We start from the raw sequence: 13,896 nt of genomic DNA, 5'->3' as shown, positions 1-13,896 counted from the left end.
ACCCCATTGGGGTTACTTACGGGAAAAATGCACGACCAGTTTGTCGCCCACGCTCTGCAGTACTTGAACCAGCACCAGCAACAGCACCACGGTCACGACCATGACATCGGTCTGGAAGCGCTGGTAGCCGAAGCGGATGGCCAGGTCGCCCAGGCCGCCCGCGCCGACCACACCGGCCATGGCGGTGTACGACACCAGGGTAATGGCGGTCACGGTGATGGCCGCGAAGATGCCGGGACGGGCTTCGGGCAGCAGCGCGCTGGTGATGATCTGGCGCGTTGTGGCGCCCATCGACTGGGTGGCTTCGATGATGCCGCGGTCCACTTCACGCAGGGCGGTTTCGACCAGGCGCGCGAAGAACGGCGTAGCCCCGACCACCAGTGGCGGAATGGCGCCGGCGACGCCCAGCGAGGTGCCGGTGATCAGCACGGTGATCGGGATCATTACAATCAGCAAAATGATGAACGGCAGCGAACGCAGGATATTGACGACCAGCGACAGCAGCGCGTACACGCCTTTTTGCTCGAACATCTGGCGCGGCCCGCAAAGGAACAGCAGCACGCCCAACGGCAGGCCCAGCAGCACGGTGAAGAACAGCGAGCCGAACAGCATGATCATGGTGTCGATGGTGGCCAGCCAGATTTCGGCCCAGTCGACGTTGGCAAAGAAATTCAGGGCGTCCATCAACGCAGTACCTCCATATGTACGTCAGCTGCCTTGAAGCGGTCGAACGCCGCTTCCATGTCGCCGCCGGTGACGGCCAGGGTCAGCTGCCCATAGGGGACATCCTTGATGCGGTCGATACGCCCGGCCAGGATGCTGTAGTCAACGCCCGTCTCGCGGGCGACGGTGCCCAGCAGCGGTGCGTACGTGGCCTCGCCCTGGAAGGTCAGGCGCACGATGCGGCCGGGTACGTGGGCGAAGTCATCACGCTGCTCGCCTTCATCGACCTGCTCGTCCTCCTGGACGAAACGCTTGGTAGTCGCGTGCTGCGGGTGCAGGAACACATCGGCCACCGGCCCTTGTTCGACGATCTGCCCGGCGTCCATCACGGCCACGCGGTCGCAGACCCGGCGGATCACGTCCATTTCGTGGGTGATCAGGACGATGGTCAGCTTCAGCTCACGGTTGATCTCGGCCAGCAGTTGCAGCACCGACGCAGTGGTCTGCGGGTCAAGCGCGCTGGTGGCTTCGTCGCACAGCAGGATCTTCGGGTTGGTAGACAGGGCGCGGGCGATGCCGACGCGCTGCTTCTGGCCGCCCGACAACTGCGCGGGGTACTTCTTGGCGTGGTCTTGCAAGCCGACGCGGGCCAGCAGCTCGGTGACGCGCTTGTCGATTTCGCTGCGCGACAGCTCGCCGGCCAGGGTCAATGGCAGGGCCACGTTGTCGGCCACGGTCTTGGAGGCCAGCAGGTTGAAGTGTTGGAAAATCATCCCGACCTGCTGGCGGAAGCCGCGCAGTTGGTTGGCGTTGAACGCGGTGACGTCCTCGCCATCGACGATGATCTTGCCGCCCGAAGGCTCTTCGAGGCGGTTGATCAGGCGCAGCAGGGTGCTTTTGCCAGCGCCGGAGTGGCCGATCAGGCCGAACACCTGGCCATCTTCGATGGTCAGGCTGGTCGGGTTGAGGGCGGGGATTTCCCTACCGGCGACGCGGTAGGTCTTGTGCACATGTTGGAACTCGATCACGTAGCGAACCTTGTGGGGCGCATGGAATTTGGGGCAGCGGTTAGCTGGGGTGGCGCATTTTAGCCTTTTCCCATAGCTGTTCTTAGCATTTATTTCGTAATGCACCAACCCGGCGGGCATAACGCGACAACCGGTAAAGCTTATTGAACGTAGCCAATCGGGCTCCAGTCACTAATAGAACAAGCCCTCACGGGCAATGCCTGATGACTGATGAGGAACGCCGACCATGCCCAGCAAGAAAGTTGATGCACCCAAAGAAAGCCAGGCCGCCGGGGTCAACAGCCCTGATCATGCCAATACCAATACCAAGCTGCAGAGCCTTGAAGGCGTGCGCAGCGATGCCACAGGCCAGGCCCTGCGCACCAATCAGGGCGTGAAGATCGCCGACAACCAGAACACCCTCAAGGCCGGGCCACGTGGGCCGTCGCTGCTCGAAGACTTCATCATGCGTGAGAAGATCACCCACTTCGATCATGAGCGCATCCCTGAACGCATCGTCCATGCCCGAGGCACCGGCGCCCATGGTTACTTCCAGAGCTACGGCAACCACGCCGAGCTGACCAAGGCCGGTTTCCTGCAGGACCCAGAGAAGATCACCCCGGTGTTCGTGCGCTTTTCCACCGTGCAGGGCCCACGTGGGTCGGGTGACACCGTGCGCGACGTGCGTGGTTTTGCTGTCAAGTTCTACACCGATGAAGGCAATTTCGACCTGGTTGGCAACAACATGCCGGTGTTCTTCATCCAGGATGCGATCAAGTTCCCCGACTTTGTGCATGCGGTGAAGCCTGAGCCGCACAACGAGATGCCCACCGGCGGTTCGGCCCATGACACGTTCTGGGACTTCGTTTCGCTGGTGCCGGAGTCGGCGCACATGGTCATGTGGGCCATGTCTGACCGCGCCATTCCGCGCAGCCTGCGGATGATGGAGGGCTTTGGCATCCACACCTTCCGCCTGATCAATGCCGAAGGCGTGGCCAGCTTCGTCAAGTTCCACTGGAAGCCGCGCCAAGGCGTGCACTCCGTGCTGTGGGACGAAGCGCAAAAGCTTGCGGGCAAGGACACCGACTTTCACCGTCGCGACCTGAGCGAGGCCATCGAGACCGGTGACTACCCTGAGTGGGAGCTGGGCGTGCAGATCGTGCCGGAAGCCGATGAGCACAAATTCGAATTCGACCTGCTCGACCCCACCAAGATCATCCCCGAAGAACTGGTGCCGGTTACACCGTTGGGCAAGATGGTGCTCAACCGTAACCCCGACAATTTCTTTGCCGAAGTGGAGCAGGTCGCGTTCTGCCCTGGGCATATCGTGCCGGGCATCGACTTTTCCAATGACCCCCTGCTGCAAGGCCGGTTGTTCTCCTATACCGACACGCAACTGAGCCGGCTGGGTGGGCCGAACTTCCATGAAATCCCGATCAACCGCCCGGTCGCGCCGAACCATAACAACCAGCGTGACGCGCTGCACCGGCAGACTATCCACAAGGGCCGTGCGTCCTACGAGCCCAACTCGATTGACGGCGGCTGGCCGAAAGAAACCCCTGCCGCGGCCCAGGATGGCGGCTTTGAGAGCTATCAGGAACGCATCGACGCGGTGAAGATTCGCCAGCGCAGCGAGTCGTTCGGCGATCACTTCTCGCAGGCGCGTCTGTTCTTCCACAGCATGAGCCCCAATGAGCAGCAGCACATCATCAAGGCGTACAGCTTCGAGCTGGGCAAGGTGGAGCGCGAGCATATCCGGGTGCGTGAGGTGAACGAGATTCTGGCCAACATCGACCTGAAGCTGGCAGCAGCGGTGGCGGCCAACCTGGGCTTGCCTGCGCCCAAGGCTGGCACGGTGCAAGTCAAAGGCAGCAAGTTGGCGCAATCACCGGCCTTGAGCCAGATGAATCACCCGGGCAGTGTCGGTATCAAAGGCCGCAAGATCGCCGTGCTGGTGGCCGATGGGGTGGATGGGGCGAGTGTCGATCAGTTGGTCAAGGCGCTGGAGGCGCACAGTGCGCGCATTCTGGTGCTGGGGCCGAGTTCGGCGCCGGTTAAAACCGCCCAAGGCAAGCCGCTGCCGGTGGATGCGTCGATGGAGGGAATGCCTTCGATCATGTTCGACGGCATTCTGGTGCCGGCTGGCAAGGCGTCGCTGGATGCGTTGGGCGCCAGTGGCCTGGCCAAGCACTTCCTGCTGGAAGGCTACAAGCACCTGAAGGCGATCGCGTTGGCCAAGGAAGGCAAGGCATTGCTGGGCAGCTTGGGGCTCAAGGAGGACAAGGGCTTGCTGCTGGGGGATGACCAGAAAACCGTGGATGCCTTTGTGAAAGCGGTAGAGGGGCATCGGGTTTGGGAGCGGGAGGCGGCTGCTGAGGCGGTGCCTGCCTGAGGGGGGCTGCTTTGCAGCCCATCGCGGGGCAAGCCAGCTCCTACAAGTGCACCACAGTTCCCGAAGGTAGTGGTGGCCTTGTGGGAGCGGGCTTGCCCCGCGAAGCTGTTCAGCGCTGATGCGGGACCAGTACCACCTGGGCGGGCAGCTTGCGCTGAATTTCGTGCTTCTGGTTTAGCTTGAACCCGCTGTCAATCTTGTGCACTCGCTTTTCCAGCAGCGTCTTCAACCAAGGTGCATCCTCGGTGCGCGGCACCTGGAACACCACGTCGCACTGGTAACTCACCACATCGGCAGCAATCTCATCGAGCTGACGGCGCATGGCGGCAATGTCCGTGGTCTTCAGCGCAATCACCGTGCTCGGTGCAGTTGGGTCGATCACTCGCGCCTGGGGCTTGGCCTCGGCCGCCTTCAGCGCAGCCTCGGCCTTTTCCAGCTCGGCCTTGCGGGCCTGGCTGACGGCATCGCCACCGGTGACCGCCGGGGCCTGGGGCATCAGCGCGCGGGCACGTGCCAAGGCGGTGGCTGCAGCGTTGACGTCGCCCTTCTGCAGGACGATCTGGCTACGCTGCAGGTACGCTTCGGCCAGCTGCCGCTGGTACTGCTCCAGGCGCGGGTCAACGGGTGACTGGGCCTGCAAGGCAGCCAACTGGTCTTCGGCGGTAGCCAGCTCATTGCTGGCGATGTTCTGTTGCAACTGCTGCCAGGCATCGGCTTGGGCAGGTGCGTCGGCCTGTTCGACCGGGGCACTGGAACAGGCAGCCAGGAACAGGGAAAACGCGGCAACAAGCAGATAACGGGAGGCGAACGGCTTCATTCCTGCGACTCTCTATTTGCGCAAAAAGCGAGCAAGTCTACACCCAGGTGCGCACGCTCGAAAACAAGTCTTACAGACCTTTTACCCGCGAAAAGGTTGCAGGGTGCGCTGTTGCGCACCCCGGTTTTCAGCGTTTTGGCAGGGCCAGGCTCAGCAAGAATAGCACTGCCGCGCAGACCACGATGGAAGGGCCGGCCGGGGTGTCCTTGAACCAGGACATGGCCAAGCCGCCACACACCGCCGTCACCCCCAGCAGGCTGGCGCCCAACGCCATCTGCTCGGGCGAGCGGGCGTGGCGTTGCGCGGCGGCGGCGGGGATGATCAGCAGCGAAGTGATCAACAGCACGCCGACGATCTTCATCGCCACGGCGATCACCACGGCAATCAACAGCATCAAGGCCAGGCGCAGGCCCGCCACTGGCAGGCCCTCGACCATGGCCAATTCTTCATGCACGGTCACGGCCAGCAACGGCCGCCATAGCGCGGCGAGCAGCAGCAATACCAGCACGCTGCCGCCGAGGATCCAGGCAAGGTCAGTGGTGCTGATGGCCAGCAGGTCGCCGAACAGGTAGGCCATCAGGTCGATGCGTACATCGTGCATGAAGCTCAGGACCACCAGGCCCAGGGACAGCGTGCTGGGGGCGAGGATGCCAAGCAGGGTGTCGGAGGCCAGCGGTTGGCGTTGCTGCAAGGTCACCAGCAGCAACGCCAGCAGCAGGCAGCCCACGGTTACCGCCAGTGCTGGGCTCACGTCCAGGGCAAAACCCAGGGCTACCCCGAGCAGGGCGGCGTGGGACAGGGTATCGCCGAAATAGGCCATGCGCCGCCACACCACGAACGACCCCAGAGGGCCGGCCACCAACGCCAGGGACAGACCGGCAAGCAGGGCATAAAGAAGAAAATCAGCCATGCTTGCAGTGCTCTCCGTGAACATGGGTGCCAGGGGCGACCACCGAGCCGTGCAGGTCGTGGCTGTGGTCGTGATGGTGGTGATAGATCGCCAGGCTTGGCGCGTTCTGGCCGAACAGCTCGACGAAGGCCGGGTCGTTGCTGACCTGCTCGGGGTGGCCGGAGCAGCACACATGCCGGTTGAGGCAGACCACCTGGTCGGTGGCGCTCATCACCAGGTGCAGGTCGTGGGAAACCATCAGCACGCCGCAACCGTGGCGGTCGCGCAGGCGGGTGATGAGGTTGTACAGCTCGGTCTGGCCGACCACGTCGACCCCTTGCACCGGCTCATCGAGCACCAGCAGTTGCGGCTCGCGCAGCAGCGCCCGGGCCAGCAGCACGCGCTGCATCTCGCCGCCGGAAATGGTCTGGATCGGGTTGTCGATGACCTGCTCGGCCCCCACTTCCTGCAGCGCCGACAAGGCAGCTGCGCGGTCTACGCCGGGTACCAGGCGCAAAAAGCGCAGCACCGACAGCGGGAGCGTGGCATCCACCTGGATTTTTTGCGGCATGTAGCCAATGCGCAGCTTCGGCTTGCGCCAGACTTTGCCCCGGTGCGGCTTGAGCAGCCCCAGCACGGCGCGTACCAAGGTGGTCTTGCCTGCCCCGTTGGGGCCGATCAGGGTCACGATCTGGCCCGGTGCCACTGACAGGTCGATGCTGTCGAGCACCGCCTCGCCGGCGAAGGTGACACCGACCTGCTCCAGGCGGATCAGTGCGTCGCTCATGCCGCGCTCCGGCAGTTGCTGCACAGGCCGACCACTTCCACGGTCTGGGTTTCGACGCTGAAGCCGACGCCCTTGGCGCTGCTGATGATGGCGTCGCTGATGCTGTCCTGCTCCAACTCGATGGCAACATGGCAGGCGCGGCAGATCAGGAACTGGCCCTGGTGCACATGCTCTGGGTGGCTGCAGCCGATGAACGCGTTGAGCGAGGCGATGCGGTGCACCAGGCCGTTGTCGAGGAGAAAATCCAGAGCGCGGTACACGGTCGGCGGCGCGGCGCGGCGGCCGTCCTGCTCGCTGAGCACGGCGAGGATGTCGTAGGCCCCCAGCGGCTTGTGGCTTTGCCAGACCAGCTCCAGCACACGGCGGCGCAGTGCGGTCAGGCGCAACCCCTGGCGGGTGCACAAGGCATCGGCTTCGGCCAGTGCGCTGTGTACGCAATGGGAGTGATCGTGGGGGCGGTTGGCCAGCGGCGTGATGGACATGGGCAGCGACGGTTCTGGATGGAGACGTTATTATGTTACCTGTTTCTGTCGAGCCGAGTATTCACCGTGTCCCGATTCCTAGCCCTTTTTGTCGCTTTCATCGCATTTTCAGCCCAGGCCGACGTGCGTGTGCTGACCAGTATCAAACCGCTGCAGCAGATTGCCGCCGCCGTTCAGGACGGGGTTGGCAGCCCGGATGTGCTGTTGCCGCCTGGCGCTTCACCGCACCATTACGCCCTGCGCCCCTCCGACGTACGGCGCGTCGCGGATGCCGACCTGCTGTACTGGATCGGGCCGGACATGGAGAACTTTCTGCCGCGCGTGCTGAAAGGGCGGGACAAGGCCACCGTTGCGGTTCAGTCGCTGACTGGCATGCAGTTGCGCCATTTTGGCGAAGACAGCCACTCGCATGATGAAGACGACCACGACGACCATGACCACGATCACCGCCCTGGCAGCCTCGACGCGCACTTGTGGCTGTCGTCGGTCAATGCCCGGGTGATCGCAGCGAAGATGGCGGCGGACCTGGCCGAGGTCGACCCGGCCAATGCCCCGCGTTACCAGGCCAACCTGAAGGCCTTCGTCGAGCGTCTGGATGCCCTGGATGGGCGTATCAAGGCGCGGGTGGCGGGTATCGCCGACAAGCCGTACTTCGTGTTTCACGAGGCGTTCGATTACTTCGAGGCCAATTATGGTCTGAAGCACACCGGGGTATTCAGTGTGGCTTCCGAGGTGCAGCCGGGCGCGCAGCATGTGGCCGCCATGCGCAAGCGCCTGCAGGAAGTGGGCAAGACCTGCGTGTTCAGCGAGCCGCCGCTGCGGCCGCGCCTGGCGGAGACGCTGACGGCGGGGTTGCCGGTGCGGTTGGCCGAGCTGGATGCTTTGGGTGGCACGGACCCGGTAGATGCCAAGGGCTATGAGCGCCTGCTGGAGAAGCTGGGTAGCGACCTGGCGGGGTGCCTGGAACAGCTCTAAGGCGCGCGGCTTTTTGGCGGGGTTGCGCCCGGCCTGCGGCCATGCGCGCTTCTGGTAGGAGCAGCCTTGTGCTGCGAAGAGGCCGGTAAAAACAGCAAAGATCCTCTGTGTGTTTACCGGCCTCTTCGCAGCGCAAGGCTGCTCAGGTTCATCATCGCCCTTGGTGGGTTCAGAGGGCGAACGGCAGGTGTAATGCCACCTGCTGGCGCTGCGCCAGGCGCACCTCGAACTCGCTCGGGTCATGGATCATCACATCCATCCCGGCAAACGATTCCGCCGCAATCAGGCGCGACAGCCAGAAACGCACACACCCGACCCGCAACATCTCGGGCCACAGCTCGGCCTCGGCAGCGGTGAACGGGCGCAGCGCCGCGTAGGCCGCCAGCAGCGCCTGGGCGCGTGGCACATCGAGGGCCCCGTGCTCATCGATACACCAGTCGTTCACGGTGATGGCGATGTCATACAGCATCGGCCCCGAGCAGGCGTTGTAGAAGTCGATCACACCGGTCAGGTGGGTGCCTTCGAACATCACGTTGTCGCGGAACAGGTCGGCGTGCAGGTTGGCCCGTGGCAAGGCCAGGATCTGCGCCTTGTGTGCATTGATTTCGTCCAGCGCCGGCTGCAGCAGCGCAACCTGTTCGGCACTCAGGCGCGGCATCAGCTCGGCGCCAGACGCCAGCATCCAGTCCAGGCCACGGTCGGTCTTGCGCTCGATGACGTGGTTGCGGGTGGCCAGGTGGATGTGCGCGAGCAACTCGCCAACCTGGGCGCAGTGCTGGTTGTTGGGTACCTTGATGTGCTTGCCCGACAGCCGCGGCTGCAGCAACGCAGGCTTGCCACACAGTTCGCGCAGGCCATTGCCATCACGGTCACGCAGGGCGTACGGCACGGGCATGTCGGCGTCATGCAGCACGTCGAGCAGCTCGATGAAGAACGGCATGTCTTCGCTCGGGCCGCGCTCGATCAGCGTCAGGACGAACTCACCCTGTTCCAGGCTGACGAAGAAGTTGCTGTTTTCGGTACCGGCGGCGATGCCCTGGAAGTCGAGCAGACGGCCCAGCTGGTACGGCGCCAGAAAGGTTTCCAGCTCAGGCCGGGTCACGGGGGTGAAAACTGACATGATGAAAAATGCCCATACGGGCACTTCCGCCGGGAAGTGCCAGGTTAATGTGAACGATACGCGTCAGCTTACCACTCGAAGATCTTCCAGGACGGAATCAGCATGTCCGGCTGGTCGGAACGAATGAAATTGGCATCAGTGCCGTCGGCGCGTACCAGGAAATAAGGCTTGCCGTTTTTTGGCGTGATCTTGATCGCATACAGGAAGCCGTTCTGACGGTATTCCTGGATGGTTTTATCGCCTTCCGTGCGAATGGTCACCTCGGGATCGGCCGAGGGGGCGTCGTCCGCCGCCAGGGTGACGACTGGCATGGTTGCCAACAGACCGAGCAGTAACAGGCGATTGAGTGTACGCATGATAACCTTGTCCCTTTGTCGTCATTGATCCGGCTATTCTAGCTCCGGACCCGCCGAAAAGGTTGATTCTGCTCATGAGCCAAGCGCCCCTCGTCCTGGTGGACGGTTCCTCCTACCTCTACCGCGCTTTCCACGCATTGCCGCCGCTGACCACCTCCAAAGGCATGCCTACCGGCGCGGTCAAGGGTGTGCTGAACATGCTCAAGAGCCTGCGCAAGCAATACCCTGACAGCCTGTTTGCAGTGGTGTTCGACGCCAAGGGCGGTACCTTCCGCGATGCGATGTTCGCCGAGTACAAGGCCAACCGCCCAAGCATGCCCGATGACCTGCGGGTGCAGATCGAACCCCTGCATGCCAGCGTCAAGGCCTTGGGCTACCCCTTGCTGTGCGTCGAAGGCGTGGAGGCCGACGATGTGATCGGCACCCTGGCGCGCAGCAGCGCGGCGCAAGGCCGGCCGGTGATCATTTCGACGGGTGACAAGGACATGGCGCAGTTGGTGGACGGCCATGTCACCCTGGTTAACACCATGACCGGTAGCGTGATGGATGTTGCCGGCGTGCACGAAAAGTTCGGCGTCGGCCCCGAGCACATCATCGATTTCCTGGCCCTGATGGGCGACAAGGTCGACAACATCCCGGGCGTGCCGGGTGTGGGCGAGAAGACCGCTGCCGGCCTGCTGACCGGTATCGGTGGCGGCCTGCGTGATGTCTACGACAACCTCGACAAGGTTCCGAGCCTGAGCATCCGTGGCGCCAAGACCTTGCCGGCCAAGCTTGAGGAACACCGTGAGGCGGCGTTCCTGTCCTATGAGCTGGCCACCATCAAGATCGATGTACCGCTGGATATCGAAGTCGAGGCGCTGGTCTGCGGCGAGCCAGACCGCGATGCGCTGCTGGCGTTGTACACCGAGATGGAGTTCAAGAGCTGGGTCGCCGACGTTCAGCGTGAAGCTGCCAGGGCCGGGGCAACCGTGGCCGTGCCTGAAGAATCGGCACCGGCGGCCAAGGTCGAACCGAAGTACGAGACGGTCCTCGACCAGGCCCGTTTCGACGCCTGGCTGGACAAACTGCGCCAGGCCCCGCTGTTTGCGTTCGACACCGAAACCACCGGCCTGGACGCGCAGCAGGCGCAACTGGTCGGCCTGTCGTTCGCGGTCGAGCCGTTCGAAGCCGCCTATGTGCCGCTGACCCATGACTACGAAGGCGCGCCGGTTCAGCTGGACCGCGAGGCTGTGCTGCTGGCGCTCAAGCCCCTGCTCGAAGACGCAGCCAAAGCCAAGGTCGGGCAAAACGCCAAGTACGATATCAACATCCTGGCCAATGGCGCCCCGGCTATCCACATGCGCGGCGTGGCCTACGACACCATGCTCGAGTCCTATGTGCTGGACTCCACGGCCACCCGCCACGACATGGACAGCCTGGCGCAGAAGTACCTCGACCACACCACCATCACCTTCGAGCAGATTGCCGGCAAGGGCGCGAAACAGCTGACCTTCAACCAGATCCCGCTGGACAAGGCCGGCCCGTACGCCGCCGAGGACGCCGACATCACCCTGCGCCTGCACCAGGCGCTGCAGGCGCGCCTGGCCAAAACCCCAAGCGTGCAGCCGGTGCTGATGGACATCGAGATGCCGCTGGTGCCGGTGCTGGCCAAGATCGAGCGCCAGGGTGCGCTGGTGGATGCCGAGCTGCTGCACGTGCAAAGCGGCGAACTGGGCGTGAAGATGGCCGAACTGGAGCGCCGCGCCTACGAACTGGCTGGCGAGACCTTCAACCTGGGTTCGCCCAAGCAGCTGGGTGCGATCCTCTACGACAAACTGGGCATGCCGGTGCTGAGCAAGACCGCCAAGGGCCAGCCGTCTACTGCCGAGGCGGTACTCGACGAACTGGCCGAGCAAGGCTACCCGCTGCCTGAGGTACTGATGCAGTACCGCAGCCTGAGCAAGCTCAAGAGCACCTACACCGACAAACTGCCAGGGCAGATCAACCCACGCACCGGGCGCATTCACACCTCTTACCAACAGGCGGTGGCGGCCACCGGGCGCCTGTCGTCGAGCGACCCGAACCTGCAGAACATCCCGATCCGCACCGCCGAAGGGCGGCGTATCCGCCAGGCCTTCGTGGCCAGCCCTGGCTACAAGCTGCTGGCGGCGGACTATTCGCAGATCGAGCTGCGCATCATGGCTCACCTGGCCAAGGACGAAGGTTTGCTGCATGCCTTCCGCAACAACCTCGACGTGCACCGCGCCACTGCGGCTGAAGTGTTCGGCGTGCCGCTTGAGGCTGTTACCACCGACCAGCGCCGCAGCGCCAAGGCCATCAACTTCGGCCTGATCTACGGCATGAGCGCCTTTGGCCTGGCCAAGCAGATCGGCGTCGACCGCAAGCAGTCCCAGGACTACATCGACCGCTACTTCGCCCGCTACCCGGGCGTGCTGGCCTACATGGAGCGCACCCGCGCCCAGGCCGCCGAGCAAGGCTTCGTCGAAACGCTCTTTGGCCGTCGCCTGTACCTGCCAGACATCAACGCCAAGAACCCGGCCCTGCGCAAAGGCGCTGAGCGGACGGCGATCAACGCACCGATGCAGGGTACGGCTGCCGATATCATCAAGCGGGCGATGGTCAATGTGGACAACTGGCTGACCGAGAGCGGCCTCGATGCCCGCGTGATCCTGCAGGTGCACGATGAATTGGTGCTGGAGGTGCGTGAGGAGCTGGTCGAGCAGGTAAAAGATGAAATTCGTCTGCACATGAGCCGCGCCGCGCAACTGGATGTACCGTTGCTGGTGGAGGCAGGAATTGGCGCGAATTGGGACGAAGCTCACTGATTGAGCCGGCAAAGCTGTGTAGGATCTGCGACGTGGTGATGCGGATCCTGGCATGGCTAGATGCCATTAGTGCTGGAGTTTCATGAAACTATCGCAAATAGTTTTCAGGGCTTCGGAACTAAACCGGTGAAGCGGAACTCAGAGTAACTGAATGGCTGGTGAAGCCCTTCGATGCTCCTATGTTGTGTTAAGTGTTGGCAGATATCTGGACCCCGCCCTAGCGGTCCGGACTTGGACCCCGAACTTCCCCCTCCCCATACGAAGTCCGGGGTTTTTTTTGCCTGCGATTTGCCTGACAGGCGCTGCTGCTCCCCACTGTAGGAGCAGCCTTGTGCTGCGAAAGGGCCAATATGGGCAACAGATATCTACAGCCTGACATGGCCTCTTCGCAGCACAAGGCTGCTCCTACTGGAGCCTATGCAGGCTTTCAGGCCACGGGCTTGTCTTCCAGCTCCATCCAGTCCGCCAGTACGCGGTAGGCCTCTTCCAGCCCCAGGCGCTTCGGTGCCGAGAACAGTTGGATGGTCACTGCGTCGCCCCAGCCCTTGCGGATCTCCGACTGCACCTTGAGCAAGGTGTTCTTGCCGGCGCCGTGGGTGAGTTTGTCGGCCTTGGTCAGCAGGATGTGCATCGGCATGCCGCTGGCCTTGGCCCAGTCGAGCATCATCTTGTCGAAGTCGGTCATCGGATGGCGCACGTCCATCATCAGGATCACACCACGCAGGCACTCACGGCTGCCCAGGTAGGCTTCCAGGTGGCGCTGCCAGTGCTGCTTGAGTGGAATCGGTACTTTTGCATAACCGTAGCCCGGCAGGTCGACCAAACGCCGTTCATCGTCCAGACTGAAGAAATTCAACAGCTGGGTGCGCCCCGGGGTTTTCGAGGTACGCGCCAGGCTGGCATGAGTCAGGGTATTGAGGGCGCTGGATTTGCCGGCGTTGGAACGGCCGGCGAAAGCCACCTCGTAACCCTGGTCGTCCGGGCATTGTTCGACCTTGGCTGCGCTGAGGGCGAATGTGGCTTTCTGGCAGAGGCCGAGGATGGGGTTCTTGACTTGCATGGGATATCCGATGTGGGTGTTGCCTGACTCTGAAGGCTCGAGCCTGGCAAGCGGTGTCGTTTCCGTTTGGATGGCGGAAGTATATAATGCCCCAGTTTTTGTGTGCTCATTCTCCCAGCGAAGGAGAGCGAGCATGGGGTGTCGAACAATAGCTCGCGCATCAGAACGCAGCGCGGCCCCCAACCCTGAAGGTCGTTCCGCATGGCGAAATGGCTGCTTGCTGTCGGTATGTTCCTGCCGTTTTTCAGCGCACAGGCTACACAGGATCCCGAGGTGTTGTACAACCGCACGTGTGCGGCCTGTCACGCCGGTCAGTTGCCACAGGCCCCCCAGCGGGGTGACCGGGCAGCATGGGAGCCAAGGCTGGCGCAAGGTGTGGATGTACTCGTGAGGCATGTGACCCAGGGTTTCAAGGCTATGCCGCCGCGTGGATTGTGCATGGACTGCAGTGCCGAGGACTACCGTTTGGTCATCCTTTGGATGAGCGGCAGTCCCGATACATAACATTTCACCCTTAGCC

General features: G+C 62.9%; 13 protein-coding genes. 4 read left to right on the top strand and 9 right to left on the bottom strand.

Annotation, left to right across the window (positions count from 1 at the left end; all coding sequences use genetic code 11):
• Positions 1-12: 12 nt before the first annotated feature.
• Positions 13-684, bottom strand: a complete 672-nt coding sequence (locus tag MFF34_RS01650) for a methionine ABC transporter permease (protein WP_027591985.1) — start codon at positions 682-684, stop codon at positions 13-15.
• The gene (locus MFF34_RS01645) at positions 684-1,691 is read right to left on the bottom strand and encodes a methionine ABC transporter ATP-binding protein (protein WP_085272112.1); all 1,008 of its coding nucleotides are present in this window, start codon (positions 1,689-1,691) and stop codon (positions 684-686) included. The genes MFF34_RS01650 and MFF34_RS01645 overlap by 1 nt, the downstream gene beginning before the upstream one ends.
• Positions 1,692-1,917: 226 nt before the next feature.
• On the opposite strand from MFF34_RS01645, the gene katE reads away from it, so the two are divergent.
• Positions 1,918-4,062 carry a catalase HPII gene (katE, locus tag MFF34_RS01640; protein ID WP_099452551.1) on the top strand — a complete coding sequence of 715 codons (2,145 nt, stop codon included), beginning with the start codon at positions 1,918-1,920 and terminating at the stop codon, positions 4,060-4,062.
• A 109-nt stretch (positions 4,063-4,171) separates the two neighbouring features.
• On the opposite strand, the gene MFF34_RS01635 is transcribed toward katE, so the two are convergent.
• The 4 genes from MFF34_RS01635 to zur all read right to left on the bottom strand — a co-directional run bounded on the left by MFF34_RS01635 (position 4,172) and on the right by zur (position 7,037).
• Positions 4,172-4,879: a PA5502 family lipoprotein gene (locus tag MFF34_RS01635; RefSeq protein ID WP_085272111.1), complete on the bottom strand. Its 708-nt coding sequence runs from the start codon at positions 4,877-4,879 to the stop codon at positions 4,172-4,174.
• Between the two features lie 127 nt (positions 4,880-5,006).
• Positions 5,007-5,789 carry a zinc ABC transporter permease subunit ZnuB gene (gene znuB / locus MFF34_RS01630; RefSeq protein WP_027591981.1) on the bottom strand — a complete coding sequence of 261 codons (783 nt, stop codon included), beginning with the start codon at positions 5,787-5,789 and terminating at the stop codon, positions 5,007-5,009.
• The gene (gene znuC / locus MFF34_RS01625; protein ID WP_027591980.1) at positions 5,782-6,555 is read right to left on the bottom strand and encodes a zinc ABC transporter ATP-binding protein ZnuC; all 774 of its coding nucleotides are present in this window, start codon (positions 6,553-6,555) and stop codon (positions 5,782-5,784) included. The genes znuB and znuC overlap by 8 nt, the downstream gene beginning before the upstream one ends.
• The gene (zur, locus tag MFF34_RS01620) at positions 6,552-7,037 is read right to left on the bottom strand and encodes a zinc uptake transcriptional repressor Zur (protein ID WP_027591979.1); all 486 of its coding nucleotides are present in this window, start codon (positions 7,035-7,037) and stop codon (positions 6,552-6,554) included. Before zur ends, znuC begins: the two co-directional genes overlap by 4 nt.
• Before the next feature lie 18 nt (positions 7,038-7,055).
• Here zur and MFF34_RS01615 point away from each other — a divergent pair, with 18 nt between their 5' ends.
• Complete coding sequence (locus tag MFF34_RS01615) at positions 7,056-8,012, top strand: zinc ABC transporter substrate-binding protein (protein ID WP_050580704.1); 957 nt, start codon at positions 7,056-7,058, stop codon at positions 8,010-8,012.
• A gap of 169 nt (positions 8,013-8,181) precedes the next feature.
• Here the strand turns inward: MFF34_RS01615 and MFF34_RS01610 are convergent, their stop codons facing one another.
• Together MFF34_RS01610 and MFF34_RS01605 are read right to left on the bottom strand one after the other, a co-directional pair.
• A complete protein-coding gene (locus tag MFF34_RS01610; RefSeq protein WP_099452553.1) occupies positions 8,182-9,132 on the bottom strand; it encodes a homoserine kinase in 951 nt (316 codons plus the stop codon).
• Between the two features lie 68 nt (positions 9,133-9,200).
• Complete coding sequence (locus MFF34_RS01605) at positions 9,201-9,488, bottom strand: DUF2782 domain-containing protein (protein ID WP_010951520.1); 288 nt, start codon at positions 9,486-9,488, stop codon at positions 9,201-9,203.
• 74 nt (positions 9,489-9,562) lie between these two features.
• Here MFF34_RS01605 and polA point away from each other — a divergent pair, with 74 nt between their 5' ends.
• Positions 9,563-12,316: a DNA polymerase I gene (gene polA / locus MFF34_RS01600; RefSeq protein ID WP_238209811.1), complete on the top strand. Its 2,754-nt coding sequence runs from the start codon at positions 9,563-9,565 to the stop codon at positions 12,314-12,316.
• Positions 12,317-12,743: 427 nt separating this feature from the next.
• Here polA and yihA read toward each other — a convergent pair whose 3' ends face one another.
• The gene (gene yihA, locus MFF34_RS01595) at positions 12,744-13,376 is read right to left on the bottom strand and encodes a ribosome biogenesis GTP-binding protein YihA/YsxC (RefSeq protein ID WP_238209809.1); all 633 of its coding nucleotides are present in this window, start codon (positions 13,374-13,376) and stop codon (positions 12,744-12,746) included.
• Between the two features lie 201 nt (positions 13,377-13,577).
• On the opposite strand from yihA, the gene MFF34_RS01590 reads away from it, so the two are divergent.
• Positions 13,578-13,880, top strand: a complete 303-nt coding sequence (locus MFF34_RS01590; RefSeq protein WP_186655332.1) for a cytochrome c5 family protein — start codon at positions 13,578-13,580, stop codon at positions 13,878-13,880.
• The last annotated feature ends 16 nt before the right edge of the window (positions 13,881-13,896 follow it).

It is taken from the genome of Pseudomonas sp. PAGU 2196 (genome assembly GCF_022179005.1).
Classification (GTDB): Bacteria; Pseudomonadota; Gammaproteobacteria; order Pseudomonadales; family Pseudomonadaceae; genus Aquipseudomonas; species Aquipseudomonas kermanshahensis.
This window is presented reverse-complemented; position numbering and strand designations above follow the sequence as displayed.

Bases quoted from the DNA above. Each gene is read 5' to 3' on its own strand.
- MFF34_RS01590 (WP_186655332.1), top strand. From the start codon at position 13,578: ATGGCGAAATGGCTGCTTGCTGTCGGTATGTTCCTGCCGTTTTTCAGC.
- MFF34_RS01615 (WP_050580704.1), top strand. From the start codon at position 7,056: ATGGAGACGTTATTATGTTACCTGTTTCTGTCGAGCCGAGTATTCACC.
- yihA (WP_238209809.1), bottom strand. From the start codon at position 13,376: ATGCAAGTCAAGAACCCCATCCTCGGCCTCTGCCAGAAAGCCACATTC.
- MFF34_RS01605 (WP_010951520.1), bottom strand. From the start codon at position 9,488: ATGCGTACACTCAATCGCCTGTTACTGCTCGGTCTGTTGGCAACCATG.
- MFF34_RS01650 (WP_027591985.1), bottom strand. From the start codon at position 684: ATGGACGCCCTGAATTTCTTTGCCAACGTCGACTGGGCCGAAATCTGG.
- znuB (WP_027591981.1), bottom strand. From the start codon at position 5,789: ATGGCTGATTTTCTTCTTTATGCCCTGCTTGCCGGTCTGTCCCTGGCG.
- polA (WP_238209811.1), top strand. From the start codon at position 9,563: ATGAGCCAAGCGCCCCTCGTCCTGGTGGACGGTTCCTCCTACCTCTAC.
- MFF34_RS01635 (WP_085272111.1), bottom strand. From the start codon at position 4,879: ATGAAGCCGTTCGCCTCCCGTTATCTGCTTGTTGCCGCGTTTTCCCTG.
- katE (WP_099452551.1), top strand. From the start codon at position 1,918: ATGCCCAGCAAGAAAGTTGATGCACCCAAAGAAAGCCAGGCCGCCGGG.
- zur (WP_027591979.1), bottom strand. From the start codon at position 7,037: ATGTCCATCACGCCGCTGGCCAACCGCCCCCACGATCACTCCCATTGC.
- MFF34_RS01610 (WP_099452553.1), bottom strand. From the start codon at position 9,132: ATGTCAGTTTTCACCCCCGTGACCCGGCCTGAGCTGGAAACCTTTCTG.
- znuC (WP_027591980.1), bottom strand. From the start codon at position 6,555: ATGAGCGACGCACTGATCCGCCTGGAGCAGGTCGGTGTCACCTTCGCC.